Annotated in this window: 12 protein-coding genes; 6 read left to right on the top strand and 6 right to left on the bottom strand. The window is 43.0% G+C overall.

Annotated features, from left to right (window positions below):
• Positions 1 to 8 precede the first annotated feature (8 nt).
• The 3 genes from V202x_RS21925 to rpmA all read left to right on the top strand — a co-directional run bounded on the left by V202x_RS21925 (position 9) and on the right by rpmA (position 3,152).
• Positions 9 to 1,523 carry a serine/threonine protein kinase gene (locus tag V202x_RS21925; RefSeq protein ID WP_197993037.1) on the top strand — a complete coding sequence of 505 codons (1,515 nt, stop codon included), beginning with the start codon at positions 9 to 11 and terminating at the stop codon, positions 1,521 to 1,523.
• A gap of 380 nt (positions 1,524 to 1,903) precedes the next feature.
• Positions 1,904 to 2,743 carry a hypothetical protein gene (locus V202x_RS21920; RefSeq protein ID WP_145178973.1) on the top strand — a complete coding sequence of 280 codons (840 nt, stop codon included), beginning with the start codon at positions 1,904 to 1,906 and terminating at the stop codon, positions 2,741 to 2,743.
• A 157-nt stretch (positions 2,744 to 2,900) separates the two neighbouring features.
• Positions 2,901 to 3,152: a 50S ribosomal protein L27 gene (gene rpmA / locus V202x_RS21915; protein ID WP_144985837.1), complete on the top strand. Its 252-nt coding sequence runs from the start codon at positions 2,901 to 2,903 to the stop codon at positions 3,150 to 3,152.
• Between the two features lie 59 nt (positions 3,153 to 3,211).
• Here the strand turns inward: rpmA and V202x_RS21910 are convergent, their stop codons facing one another.
• Positions 3,212 to 4,435: a S1C family serine protease gene (locus V202x_RS21910; RefSeq protein ID WP_232098627.1), complete on the bottom strand. Its 1,224-nt coding sequence runs from the start codon at positions 4,433 to 4,435 to the stop codon at positions 3,212 to 3,214.
• A 348-nt stretch (positions 4,436 to 4,783) separates the two neighbouring features.
• Here V202x_RS21910 and V202x_RS21905 point away from each other — a divergent pair, with 348 nt between their 5' ends.
• Positions 4,784 to 6,202, top strand: a complete 1,419-nt coding sequence (locus V202x_RS21905; protein ID WP_145178972.1) for a 6-phosphofructokinase — start codon at positions 4,784 to 4,786, stop codon at positions 6,200 to 6,202.
• Here V202x_RS21905 and V202x_RS21900 read toward each other — a convergent pair.
• A complete protein-coding gene (locus V202x_RS21900) occupies positions 6,199 to 8,115 on the bottom strand; it encodes a hypothetical protein (protein WP_145178971.1) in 1,917 nt (638 codons plus the stop codon). The two genes, V202x_RS21905 and V202x_RS21900, sit on opposite strands and share 4 nt — an antisense overlap.
• A gap of 400 nt (positions 8,116 to 8,515) precedes the next feature.
• Between V202x_RS21900 and V202x_RS21895 the strand changes: the two genes are divergently transcribed.
• Together V202x_RS21895 and V202x_RS21890 are read left to right on the top strand one after the other, a co-directional pair.
• Complete coding sequence (locus tag V202x_RS21895) at positions 8,516 to 12,238, top strand: family 10 glycosylhydrolase (RefSeq protein WP_145178970.1); 3,723 nt, start codon at positions 8,516 to 8,518, stop codon at positions 12,236 to 12,238.
• Between the two features lie 183 nt (positions 12,239 to 12,421).
• Positions 12,422 to 14,155, top strand: coding sequence for an alpha-keto acid decarboxylase family protein (locus tag V202x_RS21890; RefSeq protein ID WP_145178969.1), 1,734 nt, complete (start codon positions 12,422 to 12,424; stop codon positions 14,153 to 14,155).
• Between the two features lie 231 nt (positions 14,156 to 14,386).
• Here the strand turns inward: V202x_RS21890 and V202x_RS21885 are convergent, their stop codons facing one another.
• The 4 genes from V202x_RS21885 to V202x_RS21870 all read right to left on the bottom strand — a co-directional run bounded on the left by V202x_RS21885 (position 14,387) and on the right by V202x_RS21870 (position 18,229).
• Positions 14,387 to 14,620 (bottom strand): hypothetical protein, encoded by a 234-nt coding sequence (locus tag V202x_RS21885; protein WP_144985832.1) that lies wholly within the window; start codon positions 14,618 to 14,620, stop codon positions 14,387 to 14,389.
• Between the two features lie 266 nt (positions 14,621 to 14,886).
• On the bottom strand, positions 14,887 to 16,194 hold the full coding sequence (locus V202x_RS21880; RefSeq protein WP_145178968.1) for an ATPase, T2SS/T4P/T4SS family: 1,308 nt from the start codon (positions 16,192 to 16,194) through the stop codon (positions 14,887 to 14,889).
• A gap of 133 nt (positions 16,195 to 16,327) precedes the next feature.
• Complete coding sequence (gene dapA, locus V202x_RS21875) at positions 16,328 to 17,215, bottom strand: 4-hydroxy-tetrahydrodipicolinate synthase (protein WP_145178967.1); 888 nt, start codon at positions 17,213 to 17,215, stop codon at positions 16,328 to 16,330.
• Between the two features lie 93 nt (positions 17,216 to 17,308).
• The gene (locus V202x_RS21870) at positions 17,309 to 18,229 is read right to left on the bottom strand and encodes an NAD(P)-dependent oxidoreductase (protein WP_145178966.1); all 921 of its coding nucleotides are present in this window, start codon (positions 18,227 to 18,229) and stop codon (positions 17,309 to 17,311) included.
• Positions 18,230 to 18,353: the final 124 nt, after the last annotated feature.

The raw sequence follows: 18,353 nt of genomic DNA, 5'->3' as shown, positions 1-18,353 counted from the left end.
CCACATCAATGAACGACTCATTAATCACAGATGTTAACTGTTCCGAAGAGCAAATTATAGAAATGTCATCAGAACAAGACCTTGAAGAGGATACAAAAGAAAACCATTGCCAACTTCAATACTGCGCCAACTGTAACTCGAGTTTCTTCCAGGAGGGAGGGGAAAAATCTTGTCCTGTTTGTGGCGCACAGGTAGATGATATCTCTGCATCTGCCTTAGAAGAAACAATCGTTTTTGATAATTTGGATGCACGAGTTCCTGTCGTCCCCCCCTTTTCTTCTGAGGAAGCAGATCCTATTATTGGCACGGATTTACATGTCTATCAATGTCAATCGTTGATTGGGCGCGGTGGAATGGGGATGGTTTACCTGGCAACTCACCGTGATCTGGGAAGACAATGTGCATTGAAAATTTTGTTGCCACGCTTGGCTGAACGTGATCCAGATTATGTGGAGCGTTTCTTTCATGAAGGCCGCGCTGTTGCCACATTAAACCACCCGAACATTGTAACGGCACATGCGATTGGTGAAGCGCGCGGTTACCGGTTTCTCGAAATGGAATTGGTCGCTGGTAGAGCACTCAGTCATATCATCCGAGAAGATGGCCCACTTAATCCCTTACATGCAACTTCGTTAATCGCGCAGATTGCCTCTGGCCTGGGAACTGCGCATATGAAAGGGATTATTCATCAGGATCTGAAGTTAGAGAATATTCTCTTAACCAGTTCGGGAGTACCTAAAATTGCGGACTTCGGCCTGGCAAAACGAATTAATGCTGACGATCAATTATATTCACACGAATCCTTAGCAGGTACACCGAACTTCATGGCCCCCGAGTTATTTCAGGGATCTCCTGCCACGGCCACATCAGATATTTATTCGTTGGGAGTTTGTTTCTTTGTATTGTTAACAGGACAACTTCCTCATCGTGGGCAGGATTTCAATTCTCTCATTCAGGAAGTGACGTCCAAACCCACACCAAGTGTGCGCGAGTTGTGTCCTCACATTTCACTGGAGATTGCGGAATGTGTCTCTTTGATGCTGGATAAGAGTCCTGCCAACCGATTCCAAAATGGGTTCATGGCAGCACAGTTTCTGAATGCCGTTTTGGGGCAAGTGAAGAATATTGAAGCGATGCTTTTCGAAGCGTTTGGCAGAAATAAGAATGTCTCCTGGAAACGCAAAGGACTGCAATATATTCTGGAAGTCAAACAATCTGGTAAGCGGAAACAAACTGTGTTTATCGAACGTAGCGATCATCAGATGCATGAACGATTATTATTGATTTACAGCACTTGCTGCGATGCACAGCCTGAATATTATGAAGAAGCACTTCGACTGAATTCAGAGATTTCACATGGCGGAATCTCCATCCGCGAAGTAGATGGCAAGACAAAATTTGTGATGATCGATACATTCCCGCGTTCGACTGTTGATGCCGAGGACATTCGCAAAAGTGTCATGGCTGTCGCACAACATGCCGATGAAATCGAACAACAACTGACTGGACATGACTTGCATTAAAGCATAGTCCCTGAATCAAAACATACTCTACAATAGTTGTCGTTTGTAGCGTTTATGCTGATTAATCGACTGTGTGGTTCAGGTAAGGCTCAGATCATCACTTAAATTCGTGAGCCAATATGGATATGCCCTGAATTTGCCAGCGAAATCACTGAGATCTCAAATCAAGAGCTTGACCATCCATTCTCAGCACGGGTATAGTCAGATTATGTGGATGTCGCTAAAAGCTGTTGCACTATCTTGCAATTTCGGAAATATTCATTTGTACCGTTCATAATTTTCGACAAAGTCTCTGTTGGAGTTTCAGTGAATACGTCGATAAACTGGTACTCTCAAAAACAGCTCTCAATGTTGATTCGCCAGAAGCTCTGAGGTTCTTTATGCGTTATTCTCGTAACCAATCTGCTTTGATCTTTTTGATTTGTGGATGTTTGCATCTTTCATGGACTGATAATCAAGCCGTTGCTCAAAATTTGACTCGTGGCTTTACGATTAAAGCTGACATAGCAGCCACAGGTGAGGAACGGGCAGCTCAGAAATCGTTATGGGTACTTGATGCGACTTTCAAGCCGATGCGGATGGTTCGCATGGACTTGACGAACCCCAAAACCGGCAAGAAAGAGAAAACCTTAGTTTGGTACATTGTATACAAATGCGTCCTTCGTCCTATCGAACGACGTGACGATATAGACGAATTCACTCCTGAAAATGAAAAAGTTCCGCCTCCAGGGCCAGCTTTATTTGTTCCTGAAGTGACACTGATTACCAACGATAATGGCCAACAGAAAATCTACCCCAATCAGATTCTTCCTGAGGCAGAGAAAATCATTAATCAACGAGAACGACGCCAGTTTAAGAATGCTGTCGATATTATTGGCGAACTACCAGCTGAAACTCCCAAAAATGCAAAAGATGAAAATGCGATTTATGGTGTTTGTGTGTGGACCGGAATCGACCCAAATACAGATTACTTTACTTTGCTCTTTTCGGGACTCTCAAATGGCTATAAAAATGTAGAAGGACCTGACGGAAAAACGATTGCCCTACGAAAAGTCCTGGTACAGCAATATTGGCGACCTGGCGATGAATTTGGGCAACAGGAACAGGAATTTCGTCCGAAAGGGAATCCTTACTGGGTTTATCTGCCCGATGACCCTAAAACGGCAGCTACGATGAAAAAAGTGCTGAATCTGGAAGATCCTGATGCCCCCAAGCCTTAATTTTTACCAATCCATGTAAAAAAGCGAGATCTGAGCGTCAAATACGATTATCACTTGCAAGTTCTGGCCTAATTCGCCAATATACGGCCTTAAATAACACGTTTTTTACTGATACCCCCTAAATGCGGGTGAGTTTTGCGATCTGAGGATTAAAGAAATGGCTCATAAGAAAGGACAAGGTTCCAGCCGTAACGGGCGTGATTCAGAGGCACAACGCCGTGGAATCAAGAAGTTTGGCGGTGAGAGCGTCCTGGCAGGAAATATTATTGCCCGTCAATGTGGAACAAAATGGCATCCTGGTAAAAATGTCGGTATGGGGAGAGACTATACCATTTTTTCGCTGGTTGAGGGAAAAGTCTACTTCGACAAGGAAGGTCGACGAATTAACGTTGAACCTGCACTGAACTAAGCTTATTCACAATTTACATCAAGGCTCCCTGAATCATGCATTCAGGGAGCTTTTTTTTGTTACCGACTCGGGTGACTGGCCGTCAAAGTCACTGAGACTTTGGTAGGAGTTTGCTCTTTGCCTCTTAGAACAGTCACAGTCACCGTGTCTCCTGGCTTTTTACTTTCGATATAGTCAAGAAAATCAGACGCGGATTTGACCTGTTTTTGATCAACGGCAACAATTAAATCTGCGGCTCCGCGATCAACACGCTCAATCACAATCAAACCTCTTCTCTGTCGCAATATTTTGGGGCCACGTATCCCTGCTTTCTCAGCTGGGCCTCCGGGAGTTAACTTAGCTACGAGTAATCCCTGTTCTGTTTCGTAGACACGCTGGATTCCGATTTCTGGATGGATCATGTGGCCGTGTGTCAGTAACTGTGGAACCACACGCGCCACCAAATTCGAAGGAATTGCAAAACCGACACCTGAACTTTGGCCGGTCTTGCTGGCAATAGCAGTATTGATACCAATTAACTGGCCATGTGAATTGAGTAAGGGGCCTCCTGAATTACCGGGATTTACAGCAGCGTCAATCTGAATGATCGATTTAATTGTACGATTACCACGTAGTTTTAATGATCTGTTCAAACTTGAAATGATGCCACACGTCATCGTTCGTTCGAGACCAAAAGGATTGCCAATCGCAAAAACTCTTTGACCGACTTTTAATTGACTGGAATCTGTCATAACTACTGGACTCAAGACACTCGGATCTTCCTCAATTTTAATCACAGCAATATCATTAATCGCGTCAGCACCAACAAAAGTTGCCGGGTAAGACTTTCCATTAAACAACGTTACATTAACTTCTTGAGCGTCTTCGATGACATGATAATTCGTTAGAATATGCCCTGCATTATCAATGATCGCTCCAGAACCAGCACCTTCCGTATCATATTCAAGCAAGAAAAAACCATCTGTTTTTGTACTTTTCGTTGTGATGTGTGCCACACTTTTATTTAATTTTTCGTACACACTCACATTGACTTCTTCTTCGGGCGTCAACCCACGTGCATTAAAGACTTTCTGCTGGTCAGGTAATTTTGAATCTTTCACCACTGGTGGATTCGAACCTGACGGGCCTAATGGCGTAGGAGGTAAAATCCTCGGTCCCGTCAACTTAGGTGGTGGACCTTGTGCTTGTGAAAGTGAAATCCAACTACGAGATGGGGAATTCATTGATGTAACAATCAGACCACCCAGGATTGCAGAGAGAAAACAACCAAATATATATTTCATGTCAAACCTCTTATGAAGCGAAACTCTAAGTATATAGGTAAAACAAAGAGTTAAGGAATCTAACTGATGACATTCATTAGATAATGTGCATCAAAAGTTCTCAAAAATACCTGAAATCCGATTTGAACAAGATCATTATCCGATGCGAGAATACCTGATACTGTTGAGTCTATGCTATAGTGCTGAAATATCAGGAGATACATATCGTATTATCGCAAATCTTCAAAAAGGGTAAATAGCGAATCACATTTTTCAAATCTTAACTAAAGTCTACCCTTCAGGTTATCGGATACTGAAACCAAAGGTAATTTCAAAATCTAACTCGAACTTCAGAGGGAATTGATCAGTATGCGTCGGATTGCACTCTTAACGGCAGGTGGAGATACACCGGCTTTGAATGCGACAATTTTTGGAGCCGTCGAACGAGCAAATGAGCTACGCATTGAAGTAGTAGGAATTATCAAAGGATTTGGTGGGCTGCTAGATCCCAACGTACCTCACCTGCGACTTAATCCCTTGTACTCCACAATTCCAGAGCTTGATCCACGTTGTGGAGGTACAATATTAGGCTCCTCTCGTACTTACATTGATGAATCGCATTCAGACGAGTTGAAGCTCGTCAAAAAACGTTTAGATCAACTCGGCATCGAGGGTTTAATCTGTATTGGCGGTGATGGGACAATTAATGGGATGCAACCTGTTTCCCAATTTATGCCATGCGTGTTGGCTCCCAAGACCATCGACAATGATCTGGGTTTGAATTATCTGGACGAAACTAATGAGTGGGTTCGAGAAGTGAACCCGGAAACAAAAAAAGAGCACTTCCGAAAACTGCCTAGCAAACAAGACATTGAATTAGACGACATTGTGAATTTTGCCACTCCCGGTTATGCCACAGCAGTTTATGTCTGTGCTCAGGGGGTCCAACGCATCCGAACAACTGCCGAAAGTCATCGCCGCATCGCCATAGTCGAAGTAATGGGGCGAGAATCTGGTTATCTGGCACTGGGATCCGCCTATGGTCAACCCGATATCATTCTGATCCCGGAAGTCCCTCTGAATTACGAACGATTTGAACAACGGGTACGCGATTTGTACGATGTTCAAAAAAACGTGGTGATTGTCATCGGAGAAGGTTTACGAGATGAAAATGGAAAACGACTCGGTGATATTTCTCAAAGTGTAGACCCTGCGGGGAACGTGATTTTCAGTGGTGCTGCCGAAGTGTTGCAAAATATGCTGATCGATTCACTCGGCGATCACTACTTTGTCTCCAGAAGACGACATGAACTCGCAAAATCTGCTACCTTTACTCGAAAAATTGGGCACACCCAACGTGGTGGACGTCCCATCCTGTTTGATCGTTTTTATGCAACGCAATTGGGGGGTAAAGCGGTCGACCTGATCGTACAACGCCAAAATAATTATGTTGCAATCTTGCAGTGGAGTGAACAGAAAGGTTTTTATGTCAGTTCCATCAATGGAAATGCGTTGAGAGATTCTTGGCGGGGTATCCACCCCAGATTATTGCACTTAGGATTTTATGATGAGCATCGATTTCAGCCATCCAAGCTCGGAGTCGATTATCTTTCCAAAATCTTTACCGATGCCATTGGTTCAGATGATCTTGAGCAAATACGGGAGGACCTGTTTGATACTGGTCACTTAAAAACCAGATATCAAAGCAGCAATGTCAGAATTCACAAACACATTCGCTATTTGAATTCAAATTCAATCAACGAAGAACGGCCTGACGATCAATTTTAAGGCTCCTGTTGAGGCGATTCGAATGCGGCAGGCTCAATAACCGGTGGCTTCGTGTCTGAATCTTCTTTATTCGTGATTGTATATGCTGCCTGGACATTATGTTGTCGTAGCTTGCCTGGAACTGCCGCCATAGCTAATCGCAGTTCTTTCTTCATCGAAACCGACTGAGAGGCAAACTTATCAGTCATAATCGTAATATCATCAATCACAAGTCTGCCATACTGTTTTTTCATCATGACGATGGCTCCCTTGAAATTGTCGCCTAGCTGAATACGACAGTATTCCTCATTTTCATTACGATCGAGACTGGATAGTTCAGTCATAAGAAACTCTGGAATCTGGTAAGCAGTTTCAGGAACCTGGTCAACTTGTCTCCAAACCATTTCGTTAAAATCACGTGAGGAATTTCTTTGCAGTCTTCGAATATCCTGTTCATGTAAATAATACGCATAATTTTGCACTTGTATCATTACTTCCAGAGTCTCTTTCACAGAAGATGGTCTCCCCTTTAGGTCGAGTTGAATGTCATCGACTAAAAGATGCCCTAAATGCTCTCGTAAAATATAAGTCAGGGGGAGATTTCCTTGTCGCACGGCAACCGTCGTTACGGCACCATTGAATTTTGTATCCAGTATTTTGATATCGTCGCCAGTGATCTCTTTAATCGGCAGTTGCTGGACTAAATTCGGTTTTACCCTTTTCCAAACTCGTGCAGAAAAATCTGGTGTCGAACTAAATTCAAGAATTTTCATATCACGTTTATTAAGAGCATCACCAAACAACTTTGTGATAGCACGGGCTGAAAATAAAGATGTCAGATTGATCTGCTGATTATCCTGCTCATGAAACAGTGTGACTTCCTCTACCAGATACTTTTCAGGAATGTCGATTTCATCAGACTCAATTTTAATCAGGGACAAGCTGATCATTCTACCTGCAGCATGAGTCACAAAACTTGCCAGATTACTTTCAATTTTGAGTTCATAATCTGCAGCAGCATCAGCTGCCAGAGGTAACGGAGCTAATGTCAGGTCTCCAAAAGCCAGGCTGCCTCGATAAAATTGATCTGTCGCATATTTTTTCAAATCATCTTTATTGCCTTGCTGATAGGCATCCAGAAAATGACTTACAGCCAATAACATTTTCGCCTGTTTTTTGGCAGATTTCACATGCTTGCCGTCGATCTTTGATTCTACGGCAACATCTGTTGCCTTCCATTTGCCTTTCTCAAGTTGCATTGAGATCACCATCTGTCCCGATTTACGTGGTAACCTGACGATGGCGATATTTTTGTCTAACTGTGCATCAGGTTTCTTCTTCTTTTTCGACTTCTGAGGTTCGCCTGCAATGTTTTTAGAAAGCCTTGCCAGATATGCAGGATGTAGTTCTTCCAGAACCTCTTTAAATTTTGTATCCGTTGTACCGAGAATGTCGTCACGGTTTCCAGTTTCCCAGGCAGATACAAATTCGCGAACAGTGAGTAATAAATCCATCTGCTCAGACACTGATTTCATCACAGACAGATTTTTTTGTTTTTGCTTGACATAGATATCATCTACGACCCATTTGCCTGTTTTGGTGACTTGTTTTAGATCGTAGAGCAGTTTCTTTTTGTTTTCCCCAACTTCGACGACCACTTTTTTATGATTTTTCGAAACATCTTTGATATTAACGACCGTGGTTTCTCCTGTTGGAATTCGGAGTATTTTCAGATCATCAATCGAAGATTCATTTCGGAGGGCAACCTTAGAAAACTTCATTGTACTATGATGTTTCAGTTTTTTAAGATCATCATTTTCAATGGCGTTTGCAAATTGTTCAATAGCCTGCATTTCCACCATCGAAGCACAGCCTGTGAACAGTGCAAGAACCAACGCGCCGCATCCTAGCGAAAAACCGTTTTTTAACATCATGATCAGTCCAGGTAGGGATTCAGTTAGAGAGAGTGATGTGAGATTTGTCGTCTCAACATTTGCATTCCTATAATGGTCTTATTGACCAGAATTTAGTCTGCCACATTGAAACATTCATAAACACTTTGTTGAGAGTCAAAGCAATTTATGAGAGAGAGGATGTGTCTTTTGACATTTTTTTGGTTTTACGTCAAGAGTGTTCTTTGAAAATCTACTCTATTTCACAGTATCTCACTAAAAAAATTGCTCTTGGCTCATTTGCTGAAATAACTATAATCACATTCACTCGCCTAAGATATCATTTCACGATAGCCAACTTTCGGGCATTTCATCTCACACAATTCAAGATTCGTCAAATCTTCAGTACCAAATTTCTCTGGTATGAAATAGTGGGTATTCAGTGAAACATTACCTGTTTCTGACATTGGTCGTTTTTTTAACCCTATTACACAGCCCCATTTCTGTGCCTGCAGAACAGGATGGTCTGGTCAGTGTGAAACTCCGGGTCGAATGGGGGGAACAAACTCCTCGAAACTGGAATGCTCGATTTGATATCATCAATGGCCAAATCGATACCGCAAATTCACTCGGGGTCAGTGCAGATGAATCATCAGTCGTTTCACAAACCAAGCAGAAAGTATTGTATCAACCGAAAACCAACCGCGTTTTTAATAGTATTGAATTTCAAGTTCGCGGAGATAGATCAACACAACTGCAGGTTTTCATACAAGATCAAAACGATCCGCAAATTGTAATGAAACATCAGTTTGCCTTGAAAGAGATTCTGAAGCAGAAACAAATATTACCTATCAGCCAAACTAACGCTCAACTAATTATTCAACAGTCCCCCGGAGATGCTTTCGCTTTAAAAGTTAGTCATCCACACCTGGTATTTGAACCAAATGAAGTGATTGAGATTCAGGCATTTCCCAAGTTTCTCCAGACAACTGATGCAACAATGGGTTCCGAAATGCACTGGTCACTGTTTCGAGCTCGTACCAAGGAACTGATTGCATCCGGTTCCATTGCGATCATGCAGCAAAACCTGAACGCCTTATTAAGTGAGGGTTTCGCTTTTACAGTTACCGCGCCTACCGAAGGAGCCTATGATCTGGTAGTCGAAATGGATACGGGACACCAGGCATTCGCCCAGTTTGTGGTCATCTCCCCAAAAAAGAATAGTTCGTCAATTCAACCTCATGCTAATGAAACGTTACCATTAGTCGATGAACTTAATTTGAAAGGGATCCAAAATCATCATGATTTGATTGTGCGTCGTCCGCATAAGCGATTTGGAAAATCTCTCAAGTCACTGCTCAAGTCGATTCCAGGCTCAACTCCAACGACAGACTCGTCTCTCCCCTGGTCTGCTTACCATCTCAAAATCAGAAAAACTAACCAGCCACATAAACTTGTCTTAACTTATCCGATTAAACAGCAATCAAAACTAGGCTTTAGTATTCTTGAGCCTGATGCAGCCGGCCAGTTGGTTCCAGTAGGCGTTGATTCAGGAGTTTATCAATCGAATTCCACTTTGCATAATTCATTGCAGGGAAAATCAAACAATGCTCAATCAGAAGTTATATTTTGGCCTCGAGTCAATAATCCTATCATTCTATTGCACAGCCTGGGATCTGACGTACCTGCTGAGATTGCTCAAATAAAAGTTTATGAGCTACCACTTTCAGAAGGGGAAGTTTCCCCTGTTATTGATACTCAGGTAGAGAAGAAACGACTTGTTGGACCTTATCTACAAAAGCCTTTATTACCCGAAATCTTTGGGGCGACACAAGCCCTGGATGCAATGAGTAATCGAAGTTTGGATGACTGGCAGACATTTTATGAAGCGGGAAATCGACTCGCCGCTTATCTGACTCATCATCAGTTTAACAGTCTTCTCATGGCTGTTTCGGCAGATGGAAGTACAATCTATCCATCAAAATATTTAGATCCCACTCCCCGCTATGATTCCGGCGTGTATCACTCTACGGGACAAGATATCTACCGAAAAGACGTTTTAGAACTGCTATTTCGAATTTTTGACCGGGAACATCTCGCATTAATACCAGAATTACAGTTCTCTTCTATCATTCCGTCCCTGGAGAATCTAATCGCAAAAGAATCCGATAAAGCTGTGGGAATTGAACTGGTAAATCGATATGGCCAAACCTGGCGAAATTCCAAAGGTACGAACAGAGGACAGGCTCCCTATTACAATCCGTTAAATCCACAGGTACAAAATGAAATTGCCAAAATTTTTCGCGAGTTAGTCACTCGTTATAAAAATCATACATCCTTTCAAGGCGTAGCTGTTCAGCTGACTTTAAATGGCTACCTTCAGTTGCCAGGTTTAAAGTGGGGCTACGATGATAAAACAGTTTCGCAATTTGAAAAAGAGACCGGAGTTAAGATTCCTGAAACTCGGGATTCCCACAAATTTGAAAAACGCTATCAGTTTTTAACCACTTCTGCGCTTCCACAATGGACAAAATGGCGCTGCCAGAAAATAAAAGAGCTGCATCAACGTTTGGCTGGAATTCTTATAAAAGAACGACCAGATACTCGCATGATCTTTTCTACAAGAAAATTATTACCATCGCATAGTATAAATGGCGATGTTGTTTCCTTGTTAAATTCAGGAGCACAGTTTCACCCTGTTCTAATGGCAATGGGATTAGATTTTTCAGATTACCACCAGATCAGTAACTGTGTCGTTTTAAGGCCCAGTATCTTCTATACCAGCCAGCAAAAGTCATCGATAGCACACGTTATTAATAATCATCCAACTGTTGATGATTCCTTTAAAACTCAGATTAACGGTACTTTATTTTATCACTCTCCTGTTGAAGTACGGATTCCTGAATTTGATCAGATTTCTCCCTGGCAACCAGCGTTTACCTGGCTCGTCTCCCAAGTTTCATCATCAGACGCTACGAACCGCATTCGTTATGTGCACTCAATTGCCACATTGGATCCGTATGTTACTTTTGATGGAGGCTGGACAATTCCTTTCGGCCAAGAGCAATCGACTCGCTCCATTCGTACGCAGCTTCAAAAGTTACCGGCGAGGCCATTTCAAACAGTAGAATCAGTAGAACAACCAGTTGTGGCTCGTTTGTCACGTGGAAAAGATAAAACCTATTACTATCTTGTAAACGATTTCCCATATGCTTGTCAGGCAACGGTCGAACTCGCTGTACCATCCAGGGCAGCTATCATTCATCTAGAGAATGGTGAAATCGTAAACACAATCGAATCATTGCAGGGAACACAGAAATATTCGGTCTCTTTAGATGCATTTGACTTTCAAGCCTTTGAAATTCAAGATCCTCAGGTACAAATTGTATCTGTAGAATGCAAAGTTGATCAAAATGCATTAACTGATTTATATACGAAAATTGATAAAAAGAAAGATCATCTACGAAAGTTGCATCAGTCGATTGAAAAAACAACTGCAGTCGTCTTACATGCAGACTTTGAAGAAGGCGCTGCCCGCGACTACATTTTGGCAGGTTGGGAAGCAAAGAATCAAAAACGAAAATCCTGGACTTTAGATCGGAATGAGGCACATTCCGGTAAGGTATCATTGGTTCTGGATCAAATGCCGGGGAATAGCTCCCTGAAAACGAATGAAATTCCGTTAAATCAAAGCCGCTATCTAAACATGAGCGTCTGGTTAAAAACCGATGCGAAAGCAATGCAAGTCAGAATTGCTTTAGAAGCAGAACAGAATGAAAAGTTGAAAGTGCAATCGGCCATCGTCAGTGTTGATCACCAATGGCGAAAATATTTATTTCGAGTAAAAGACATTCCTACCAATCAAATCAAGAATGCGCATATCTTAATCGAAAAACTGGGGTCCGACAAATTATGGATCGATGATGTCAATTTACAGATTCATCAAATTTCCCCGGAAGACGATAGACAAATGACGAAACTTGTTTCCACCCTCTCTTTTGCTTGGAATTCTCAACGCTATCTAGACTGTTACCGTCTCTTAGAAAGCTATTGGGGACAATTTGGAAGTGAAATCGATTCCGCTCCAACTCCCTCTCGATCACTAAATACTCCGCCAGTAAAACATGCTGAACGCCAAAGAATTCGCAAGTTGATCCGTCGTTAAGTAATTGAAAATGACTACCTTTCTACTAAGAGTCTCGAAACAAAAAACACCGTATCTTATTTTCCTGATGAGACTTACGAAATTCGCCCTGATTTCGTAACCGCAGAGTGATATAATGTATCTTGATATCATTCTGGTCTTCCACACTGGCGTTATTCCACTCTCTTGCAGGAAGGTTCTCAAATGGCAGCTCGAAAATCAATCTCCAAATCAAAATCGGACAGCAATCAATCCCGTTCTTTAAATAAGCTACCCACTAAACGCGCTTCTGGAAAAAATAATGGAAAAGTACACACGATTGGCAGTTATCTGATTCAGCGTTTAGAGGACTATGGCCTGAGCGACCTCTTCGGAATTCCTGGTGACTTCGTGTTACAATTTTATGGAATGCTTGAAGAGAGTCCCATTCGAGTCATCGGAACGACACGGGAAGACAATGCCGGTTATGCAGCCGATGGCTACGCGCGAGTCAATGGTCTCGGCGCTGTTTGTGTAACATATTGCGTTGGTGGATTGAGTTTGTGTAACTCCATCGCAGGAGCGTATGCAGAGAAATCTCCAGTAATTGTTATCAGTGGTGCGCCAGGTATGTCAGAACGAGAAACAGACCCTCTGCTACATCACCGGGTTAAAGATTTCCATACACAACGGGATGTCTTTGAAAAAATTACTGTCGCAACGGCATTACTTGATGACCCGATCACTGCCTTCCAGGAAATCGATCGCTGCCTCGAAGCCTGTGTGAAATATAAAAGACCCGTTTATCTGGAGTTACCACGAGATTGTGTTCACAAGGAAGCCGTGATTCCACATATTCCAAACGATAAACAACCAACAAGTAACAAACACGCTTTACGTGAATCGCTTGTCGAAGCAGCGGAATTGATTCAGGCGGCAAAAAAACCGGTCATCATTGCGGGAGTAGAGGTCCATCGCTTTGGATTACGTGAAGAAGTCCTGAAATTTGCGGAAAAGCACAAAATACCGATGTGTGCCACCATTTTGGGTAAGTCGGTTGTCAGTGAATCTCACCCACTTTATTTAGGCGTGTATGAAGGCGCAATGGGTCGAAATGAAGTACAACGCTATGTTGAAGACAGCGACTGTGTCATACTTCTTGGTACATTTATGACAGACATTAACCTGGGTATTTATACTGCGCATCTGGATCCAGGAAAGTGTATTTATGCAACGAGTGAAAAGCTCCGTATCAGCTACCATCATTTTCATGATGTAATCTTTTCTGACTTTGTTCATGAACTGGGAAAACAGAAAATGAAGGTCGTTGTCCGGAAAATTCCAGAGAAGGTTCGTCCGCATGCGGTAGACTATGTTGTTAAGCCTACAAAGCTCGTAACTACAAAACATCTGTTTGAAAGTATCAATCAGATTTTAAGCGATGAAACTGTCGTTGTGACCGATGTGGGAGATTGCCTGTTTGGGGCCGTTGATTTAATGATCAGCACACATACGAAATTCCTTAGCCCTGCGTATTATACTTCGATGGGCTTTGCGATCCCGGCTTCCCTTGGAGCTCAAGTGGCTAACCAGGATCTGCGGCCGATCGTTCTAGTGGGTGATGGTGCGTTTCAGATGACATGTCTTGAACTGTCGACAGCACTCAAGCTGGGATTCAATCCAATTGTGATTGTCTTAAATAATAAAGGCTATACAACAGAACGCTTCTTGCAAGAAGGCCCCTTTAATGATATTCCGGACTGGAAATACCATAATATTACTGATCTTATTGGCGGAGGCTGGGGTTTTGAAGTCAGCACAGAAGGCGATCTAGAAAAAGCAATCAAAGCTGCGCTAGCAAATAAAGACAGTCTGAGTGTGATCAATGTGCATCTTGAGCCAACCGATGTCAGTCCCGCGTTGACTCGTTTGGCAGATAAAATGTCAAAAAGCCTTTAATGCTATCGTTGCCTGCGATTGGTACACAAAAATAGCCGGGCGAGAGTCCCGTGCTCAACGTCCGGCTAATTTCCTTTCGCTTGCCGTTCTTATAATCCAGCACATAAGAACGGCAATAAATAATGCGAAAGGGTCCCCCCTGTTTTGATCGAGGATAATCAAATCTTTCGAGCAGAAAATCACAGCCCAAATCCAGGCTGCGTACTATCTAATCAATTCTGCTTGAGGTGATTACTGATCTTCCTGCATCTTCTTCTCTAGTTTGTATTGCTCAAGAACTTCACGCTGGTTGTAAAGCTGCTCTTCAGGGCCAGCAGGATAGAACTGCACATCATCACGTAAGTAGTAAGCAGAAGGCAAGGTCTGACCACCGATGCTGGACTGGCAGCCAGTGCTAGTGATTCCGATTAATGCTAAACCTAGAATTCCTGCACTTGACCAATTTTTAATCTGGCGAATCACCATGATTTTCCTCGGATTGAAAAAGTTGTCGAATGGCACCTGTTGGGAAGACGTGTAAACAGGGTAAGACAGGAGCCGGGAATACCTTGGGATCAGTTTGATTATTAACTAAGTCCAGCCACTTCAGGGAGAAGCAACATTCAAGGTCACACATAAGTACAAAGCATGTACTAACTTTATCGACACATAAAATCGGAATCTTCGATATATTTTGCCTAATCCGACAATATTTTGTGTAAAGGAAGTCACAAGAGCATAGATATGGCGGTTTAAGACGATTTGAATGCTCGCTGCAGCTCATCCAGGGAGATTTTTCCTTCAGCGACTAAGCGAATCCCTTCTTTTTGGAAGGTCGGCATTTCTTGTTTTTTAGCCAACGCTTTGATCTTAGCCGGTTCTGCCCCACTGATGATTAGCTGTTTCATTTCGTCGTTCATGACGATCATTTCCAGCATTAGAGTGCGTCCAAAGTAACCAACACCGTCACACTTTTCGCATGGTTCGATTTCGTTACCGTCTTCATCAACGGTTTGACGGGGTGGTCGATAGAGCATTTTTGTCGATTTCGGGAGCCCCATTTTTGCAATCAATTTTGGGTTTGGTCGGAATGCTTCCTTGCATTGATCGCAGAGCGTGCGGATCAGTTTATGTCCTACCACACAACGTAGCGCATTGACTCCCTTCTCTACACCTCCAGCCAGTTTACAAAACTTTACCAAACCCGAAATTGCATCCTTCGCCGAAATTTCCGCAATCATCGCGATTTCGTTTACCACATTGAGCATACTGCTCACATATGCTTCATCCGTAACCGGTTTCAAATAGATCACATCCGCTTCCATACGGATGATTCTTCTTAGCTCATCATCGAAAGTGTCATCGTCTTTTTTATCCGGAACCGTAATATGACTTAATTCGCGGTGCTCAGGGTCCGCTAAAGCGAAAATTGTATATTGATACGCATCCACAGATCGTACAACACCAAACGTGGTTGTTGTTGTACCTGAATTAGGTGGGCCACTGACAAGAATGACTCCACTGCGGCCCTTCGCCAACTCCCGAATACGTTCCTTATTTTCTTCAGAAATACCGATATCATCAGGACGATCTAAAGGCTCATTCACTTTGATCGCTTTAATCGAAAGTCGCTCGCCCCCCGATTGACCAGGAGCAGTCGATACTCGCAGTTGATAAGGGACTTCTTCCAGCTCTGCTAATACACCACCCGATTGCGGTCGCTTCCGTTCCTGGATATTCAAACCTGAAAGCAGCTTGATAATCTGAATGACAGCCAGACCTTGTTGTTTTGAGAGTTTTGGTCCCGGACTCGCGACCCCGTCTATATAAAACAAAACCTGATATCGCTCACCTTTTGGTTCAAAACGAATGAATTCTGCACGGAGAGCAAGAGCATCAGTAACGATATTTTTTGCAGGCATGAGACCGGCTTTCACCAGTCTCGCATTTTCTTTCAGGTTCGCTGGTTGACCATTTAATGCGCCTTGAAAGGAAACCGGCTCAATTTCTTCTTCGAATTCTTCCTCGTCATCCCGGGATTTTCCAAAACCAAATATCACTAGCGATACCTCTTACCAAACAGGTTATGTGTGAAACTTGAACTCTATTTCTGTGAACATACTCGACCAGCAACCACTTGTTATGTACTCACTCTTCTCAACGATACCTTGCTGATAGGATCCCAGGCACGCATTAAAGCAGCCCATAATCTCCCAATGTCTTTTCCAAGACTTTAATCGATGCCTTATCGAGTTGAGTCATCGGAAGACGAACCTCTCCATTGTCCCTACCCAGCAATTGCATAGCAGCTTTGATGGGAATCGGATTTGTAGCCAGCCCCAGCAAATTTCTGCAGAGTGTAAAAAGCTTGAAGTGCCATTCTCTGGCTAGTTGTAAATCCCCGGCGTTAAATGCATTTAACATATTTTTCACATCACCGGGAACAATATTTCCGACAACCGACACAACTCCTTTTCCACCTAAAGCCATCAGTGGTAATGTCAGACTATCATCACCGGACAGGACCGATAAGTCACAAGCGGAAAGAATGTGAGACGCCTGATCCATTGAGCCAGTCGATTCTTTGACTGCAACAATATTGGGTATTTCTGCCAAACGAATAATGGTTTCAGGCTCAATATTCTTGGCAGTTCTTCCTGGAATATTGTAAATCACAATTGGAATTTCAACCGACTCAGCAATTGTCTGATAATGCTGGAAGAATCCTTCCTGAGTCGGTTTATTGTAATAGGGAGCCACGTGTAACCCCCCATCGGCACCAGCTTGTTCGGCATACTTCGTCAGTTCGACTGCTTCCTTCGTACTATTCGAACCCGTCCCTGCCATAACTTTGATGCGGCCAGCAGCATGTTGGCAAACAATGGAAATGACTTGTTTGTGCTCTTCATGTGAAAGAGTTGGTGATTCACCAGTAGTTCCAACGGGACACAAGGTATCGGTCCCTTGCTCAATGTGGTAATCAACCAGAGTCCGCAGTGCAGCTTCGTCGATTTCTCCATTTTTGAAGGGAGTAATCATTGCCACTGAAAGACCTGCGAACAGGTCACTTTGATTTGCCATGCTTTTAATACCTTAAAACAAATTCTACCAACCAGCTATATTCAACAAAAATCTTTGTGTTCTATGTGCTGCATTTATAACCGACACTTGAAACTAAGTTCGATGCTCCCAGTCGACATTCGACAACGATGCTAATGCTAACTGCAGGGCATGAGTTCCGTCACGGCCATGTCCTTGTGCCTGAACTGCCAGATAAAGTTGATGCCCTAAGGCTAAGCCGGGAAGACTTAAATTCATCGCCTTTGCTTCCGCCAGAGCAATTCCCATATCTTTGATGAAATGTTCGACGAAAAAACCGGGATCAAAATTGTTATCCATGATACGAGGGCCCAGATTTGAGAGTGACCAACTGCCTGCAGCACCGCTACCGACTGATTCCAAAACAGTAGGCAAGTCAAGTCCCGCTTTATACCCATAAAGCAGTGCTTCGCAGACGCCAATCATATTAGTGGCAATCAGAATCTGATTGACCATTTTTGTATGTTGCCCCGATCCCGGGCCTCCCTGATAAACAATAGTCTTGCCCATCGCATTCCAGCAAGGTTGTAGTGCATCCACAACTTGTTGGTCGCCACCAATCATGATTGATAACGTGCCATTTTTCGCTCCAATATCTCCACCAGAAACAGGAGCGTCTACACTATAAACACCTTTTGATTGTGCAGCTTCTGCAATTTCCATTGCAAGCGAAGGATCGCTTGTTGTCATATCAACTAAAATTTTATCAGCTGTTGCTCCTGCCAAAGCCCCCTGCTCTCCTAACAGTACTTCTCTAACGTCTGCAGGAAACCCAACAATTGAGAAAATCACATCCGACGCCTCAGCAACAGCCTTCGGCGAGTCTGCCCAACTCGCTCCTTTTTTTAGTAATGACTCCGCCTTTACTTTACTGCGGTTATAGACAGTAGCTGAAAAGCCGGCATCCATGAGATGTCCAACCATACTGGCCCCCATCACCCCGGTTCCAATCCAGCCGATTTTTGTTTTACCTGGTTGAATTGCTGGTATCGTCATATCACTCAATCCCTCTAGTTATCAATTCAATAATGCCAATATGCAAGCAGTCAATACATGAGTCTCTTAATGGAAATCGTAAAGAAATGATTGCCATATCACAAGTTAGCACAATCATTCTCTT

This window comes from Gimesia aquarii (assembly GCF_007748175.1).
Lineage (GTDB): Bacteria > Planctomycetota > Planctomycetia > Planctomycetales > Planctomycetaceae > Gimesia > Gimesia aquarii_A.
The sequence above is the reverse complement of the archived record's forward strand: the minus strand, read 5'-3'. Positions and strand labels throughout refer to the sequence as shown.